The sequence below is a fragment of the Methylobacterium sp. genome (genome assembly GCF_019750675.1).
Taxonomy (GTDB): Bacteria; Pseudomonadota; Alphaproteobacteria; order Rhizobiales; family Beijerinckiaceae; genus Methylobacterium.
Genome location: NZ_JAIEOF010000070.1, coordinates 1 through 4,373, shown reverse-complemented (window position 1 = coordinate 4,373; position 4,373 = coordinate 1). Strand labels below are relative to the sequence as shown.

The 4,373-nt window shown below is 68.2% G+C and carries 6 protein-coding genes; 1 reads left to right on the top strand and 5 read right to left on the bottom strand.

Features of this window, described 5'->3' with window-relative positions; genetic code table 11:
• Nucleotides 1–34: 34 nt before the first annotated feature.
• Together K2X24_RS03765 and argC are read right to left on the bottom strand one after the other, a co-directional pair.
• Nucleotides 35–577: a MucR family transcriptional regulator gene (locus tag K2X24_RS03765; protein ID WP_292494779.1), complete on the bottom strand. Its 543-nt coding sequence runs from the start codon at nucleotides 575–577 to the stop codon at nucleotides 35–37.
• Between the two features lie 718 nt (nucleotides 578–1,295).
• Complete coding sequence (gene argC / locus K2X24_RS03760; protein WP_292494777.1) at nucleotides 1,296–2,234, bottom strand: N-acetyl-gamma-glutamyl-phosphate reductase; 939 nt, start codon at nucleotides 2,232–2,234, stop codon at nucleotides 1,296–1,298.
• A gap of 219 nt (nucleotides 2,235–2,453) precedes the next feature.
• Here argC and K2X24_RS03755 point away from each other — a divergent pair, with 219 nt between their 5' ends.
• Nucleotides 2,454–2,954: a hypothetical protein gene (locus K2X24_RS03755; RefSeq protein ID WP_292494775.1), complete on the top strand. Its 501-nt coding sequence runs from the start codon at nucleotides 2,454–2,456 to the stop codon at nucleotides 2,952–2,954.
• A gap of 35 nt (nucleotides 2,955–2,989) precedes the next feature.
• On the opposite strand, the gene K2X24_RS03750 is transcribed toward K2X24_RS03755, so the two are convergent.
• The 3 genes from K2X24_RS03750 to rplM all read right to left on the bottom strand — a co-directional run bounded on the left by K2X24_RS03750 (nucleotide 2,990) and on the right by rplM (nucleotide 4,265).
• Nucleotides 2,990–3,241 (bottom strand): hypothetical protein, encoded by a 252-nt coding sequence (locus tag K2X24_RS03750; RefSeq protein WP_292494773.1) that lies wholly within the window; start codon nucleotides 3,239–3,241, stop codon nucleotides 2,990–2,992.
• Nucleotides 3,242–3,321: 80 nt separating this feature from the next.
• Nucleotides 3,322–3,801, bottom strand: coding sequence for a 30S ribosomal protein S9 (gene rpsI / locus K2X24_RS03745; RefSeq protein WP_238278163.1), 480 nt, complete (start codon nucleotides 3,799–3,801; stop codon nucleotides 3,322–3,324).
• Nucleotides 3,802–3,803: 2 nt separating this feature from the next.
• Complete coding sequence (gene rplM, locus K2X24_RS03740; RefSeq protein WP_238278161.1) at nucleotides 3,804–4,265, bottom strand: 50S ribosomal protein L13; 462 nt, start codon at nucleotides 4,263–4,265, stop codon at nucleotides 3,804–3,806.
• Nucleotides 4,266–4,373: the final 108 nt, after the last annotated feature.

Here is a 4,373-nt window from a genome sequence, read left to right as displayed (position 1 = left end):
GCCCGACCGCGACGGTCGGGCGCGGGTCGATCGCTTACGCGTCGACCTTCTTGCGAGGGCCGCGCTTCTTCTTCTCGGGTGCCGGAGCGTCTTCCTCCTGCTGCGCCTCGACCTCGGGGGCCTCCTGGCTCACGGTCTCCTCGGGTGCCGCGCGGGCGATGCCCTTGCGGCGCTGCTGGCCGAGGCCGAGGGCGCGGGCGAGCTCGGAGCGCTGCTCGGAATAGCTCGCGGAGGTCATCGGGTAATCGGGCGCCAGGCCCCACTTCGCGCGGTACTGCTCGGGCGTCAGGCCCCGCAGGGTGAGGTGACGGCGCAGGGTCTTGTACTGCTTCCCGTCCTCGAAGCTGATCAAGTAATCCGGGGTGACGGAGCGGCGGATCTCCTGGGGCGTCGCCTTCGGCGGACCGGTCTCGGCCGCCGGCGTCCCGGCGGCCGAGACGCCGCGGATCGCTTCATGGACATCGCTCAGCAGCTTCGGCAGCTCGGCGCTCTGGACATGATTGTTGCTGACGTAGGCCGAGACGATATCGGCCGCCAGGGTGATGAGTCGCGCTGCGTCGTTGTCAGTTTCGTTCATGAGGCGATGCCAATCTGCATAAGTGTTGATGTTGTTGACAAACCTAGGCTCACTTCTTTTTCCAGGCAAGATGTTCTTCGGCCGGTCAAGCGCTTTTTCCTCGCCCCGCTGTGGATCATTTGTCAAATTTTCGCGCGCCGCCTGCACGACACCCAACAGTCACCCTCCGGTTGCCCGGTAAGACGCGGAATGAACCTGATGAATCGGGGAAAATCGTTCCGACTGCCGGGCGTTCTTCGAAACCCGTTCGTATCCGCCGGGCAGCGACAGGCAATTTCATCAACTTGTTCGTCGCACGACGCGGATTCAGCGCTGCGGACGCATCGACCGTGCCCGTGAGCGGCGGCGTCCGTATGCAAGTCTGGGCGGTGCCGGATGGTTGCCGATCGAACGACGCGGGCGTCGTTTCTTCTACGACATCATGCAAAGCAACGCGCTTCACGATTCCATTCGAGGCCTGGACTGGGTGTTCGACAAGATCAGGCCCGGCCGAATGTGCGAAGTCTCGGCGCGCCTCGGTCGGCGCTGGGCCGCGATCGACGCATCCGGCAAGACCACCGCTCACCAGCGTGTGAGGCGGCGCGCCGGCGCGGCCCGGCCGAAGGGCTGCGTCGGCGACGACGGCCGCACCGACCGCGCGCAACGACGCCCCGCGATCGGGCGGAATGCGGGCCGGCGGCCGGAGGTGCGGTCCGGCCGCGGATTTCGCCGATGGGCCTCAGGCGAGGCCCAGCATCAGCCCGATGTTCTGGACGGCCGCCCCCGACGCGCCCTTGCCGAGATTGTCGAGGCGGGCCACCAGGACGGCCTGCCGGTGGGTGTCGCTGCCGAAGACGCGCAGCTCGAGCCAGTCGGTGTCGTTGAGCGCCTCGGGCTCGATCCGCTCGGCATCCCCCACCGGGATCACGCGGACGAGATCCTGTCCCTCGTAATAGGCGCTCAGGGCGGCCTCGAGGGCGCCGACCGTGGGCGTGCCCGGAAGGGTGTCGAGGTGGAGCGGCACGCTGACCAGCATCCCCTGCCGGAAATTGCCGACGGAGGGAATGAAGATCGGCCGGCGGGTAAGGCGCGCGTAGGCCTGGGTCTCGGGCAGGTGCTTGTGCGCCAAGCCGAGGCCGTAGAGCAGGAACGGCTCGCCCGCCCCGGCCTCGTAGGTCTCGATCATGCCCTTGCCGCCGCCGCTGTAGCCGCTGACCGCGTTGATGCTGACGGGGTGGTCGGCGGGGAGCAAACCGGCCTCCACGAGGGGACGGATCAGCGCGATCGCGCCGGTGGGATAACAGCCGGGATTGGCCACCCGGCGGGCCCGGGCGATGGCCTGCGCCTGCGCCGGTTCGAGTTCGGCGAACCCGTAGACCCAGGCCGGATCGACCCGGTGCGCGGTGCTGGCGTCGAGGATGCGCGGCCCGCCCCCGGGCAGGGTGTCGGCCAGCGCCACCGTCTCCTTGGCGGCGGCGTCCGGAAGGCACAGGACGACGAGGTCCACCTCCTCCAGCAGGCGACGCTTCACGGCCGGGTCCTTGCGGCTCTCGTGCGGGATGCTGCGCACGCGCACGCGCCCCTCGCGCTCCAGGCGCTCGCGGATTCCGAGACCGGTGGTTCCGGCCTCGCCGTCGATGAAGACCGTGGGCTCGCGCCCCGCGCCGTGTTCGCTCATGGACACTCGACTTCCCTTCGTCGGATTCGCGGGCCCTCAGCACGCAACGGATCCGTTGCGCGCCACCTGACCGGCCCGCTTCGTCAAGTCAATCGTCTCGCATCGCTCCGACAAGCCTTGATGACGCCGCGACTCATCTGTGCACGACGCATGCCGCCCCGGAACGGGCCGGGGGGTCGCCGGTTGTCGCCCCGAGAAATCAGCATTCCGGAGGCGCAGATGTCAGCGAGCGCGGAGAAGACCGACCCGAAGCTTTGGGAGAAGGTGAAGACCCAGGTCACGAAATCGGACAAGGGCGGCAAGCCGGGCCAGTGGTCGGCGCGCAAGGCCCAGGCCGCCACCAAGGCCTACAAGGATGCCGGCGGCGGCTACAAGGGCAAGAAGTCGGACGACAACCACCTGAAGCAGTGGACCGAGGAGGAGTGGGACACGAAGTCCGGCCACAAGAGCGGCGAGACCGGCGAGCGCTACCTGCCGAAGAAGGCCCGCGAGGCGGTCTCCAAATCCGAGTACGACCGCTCCACGAAGAAGAAGCGGGCCGACACGGCGAAGGGCAAGCAGTTCTCCAAGCAGCCGGCCGACGTGGCCAAGAAGACCGCCGCGGCGCGCAAGAAGGACGGCGGCCGCACCAAGGCCGACCTGATGAAGGCCGCCCGCGACAAGAACATTCCGGGCCGCTCCAAGATGTCGAAGAGCCAGTTGGAACACGCCCTCGCCTGACGAAGGCGCGCGGGCCCTAGACCAAGCCCGCGCCCTCAGGCGACCAGTTCGCCCCAGCTCGGCTTCCAGAGGTTGCGAGGGTCGATCACCACGATCTCCCGGCCGCTCTCGTTGGCCACGTGCACGGCGATCCCGAAGGCCTGGGCGATGGGCAGCGCTCCGGTGGTGCTGAACAGGCGGCCGTCGGCCAGCTTCACCTCCCCGGTCGTCGCGCCGTCGCTTTCCGCGAGGCAGAGGGTGACGGCGGCGGCATCGGGCTCGCGGACACGCCGGAAGGGTTTGGCCATCGTGGGTTCGTCTCTCGCTGTGGCGGCTCAAAAAGAAAGGGCGGCCGAAGCCGCCCTGTCCGTATACCTGTCGAAACGTCTCAGCGCTTCGAGAACTGGAAGCTACGGCGGGCCTTCTTGCGGCCGTACTTCTTGCGCTCGACCACGCGGCTGTCGCGGGTGAGGAAGCCTTCGCGCTTCAGGGGCGCGCGCAGCTCGGGCTCGTAGTAGGTCAGCGCCTTGGAGAGGCCGTGGCGCACGGCGCCGGCCTGACCCGAGAGACCGCCGCCATGCACCGAGACGGTGATGTCGTACTGGTCGACGCGGTTGGCGATGGTGAGGGGCTGGCGCAGGATCATGCGCAGCACGGGACGGGCGAAGTACACCTCGACCGCGCGGCCGTTGACCACGACGGTGCCGTTGCCGGGCTTGATCCAGACACGGGCGACCGCGTCCTTGCGCTTGCCGGTGGCGTAGGCGCGGCCCTGGGCATCGAGCTTCTGAACGTGGACGGGCGCCGCGTTCTCGGGGTTCTCGACGTTCGCGCGGTTCAGGTCGGAGAGGGACTGGAGGGTCGCCATGATCAAGCGCTCACGTTCTTGCGGTTGAGGCTGCCGACGTCGAGCGCCTGCGGCTGCTGGGCGGTGTGGGGATGCTCGGAGCCCTTGTAGACCCGGAGGTTGCCCATGATCTGGCGGAAGAGCGGACCACGCGGGAGCATGCGCTCGACGGCCTTCTCCACGACGCGCTCGGGGAAGCGCCCGTCGAGGATGAACTTGGCCGTGCGCTCCTTGATGCCGCCCGGGTAGCCGGTGTGGTGGTAGTACACCTTCTGCTCGCGCTTGCGGCCGGTGAACTGCACCTTCTCGGCGTTGATGACGATGACGTTGTCGCCGCAATCGACGTGGGGCGTGTACGCGGGCTTGTGCTTGCCGCGCAGGCGCATGGCGACGATGGAGGCGAGCCGGCCGACGACCAGGCCCTCCGCATCGACGATGATCCACTTCTTGTCGACGTCGGCGGGCTTCAGAGAAAAGGTCTTCATCCCGTGGCGTTCCGTATGGTGTCTGAAGTCAAAACGATGCGCCGCCGCGTGCAGGACGCGGCGGCGTTGCCGGAGCCAATAGGGGAGCGCGGTTCGGGCGTCAAGCGC

Coding starts and splice junctions, on each gene's coding strand:
- K2X24_RS03765 (WP_292494779.1), bottom strand. CDS start 577: ATGAACGAAACTGACAACGACGCAGCGCGACTCATCACCCTGGCGGCC.
- argC (WP_292494777.1), bottom strand. CDS start 2,234: ATGAGCGAACACGGCGCGGGGCGCGAGCCCACGGTCTTCATCGACGGC.
- K2X24_RS03755 (WP_292494775.1), top strand. CDS start 2,454: ATGTCAGCGAGCGCGGAGAAGACCGACCCGAAGCTTTGGGAGAAGGTG.
- K2X24_RS03750 (WP_292494773.1), bottom strand. CDS start 3,241: ATGGCCAAACCCTTCCGGCGTGTCCGCGAGCCCGATGCCGCCGCCGTC.
- rpsI (WP_238278163.1), bottom strand. CDS start 3,801: ATGGCGACCCTCCAGTCCCTCTCCGACCTGAACCGCGCGAACGTCGAG.
- rplM (WP_238278161.1), bottom strand. CDS start 4,265: ATGAAGACCTTTTCTCTGAAGCCCGCCGACGTCGACAAGAAGTGGATC.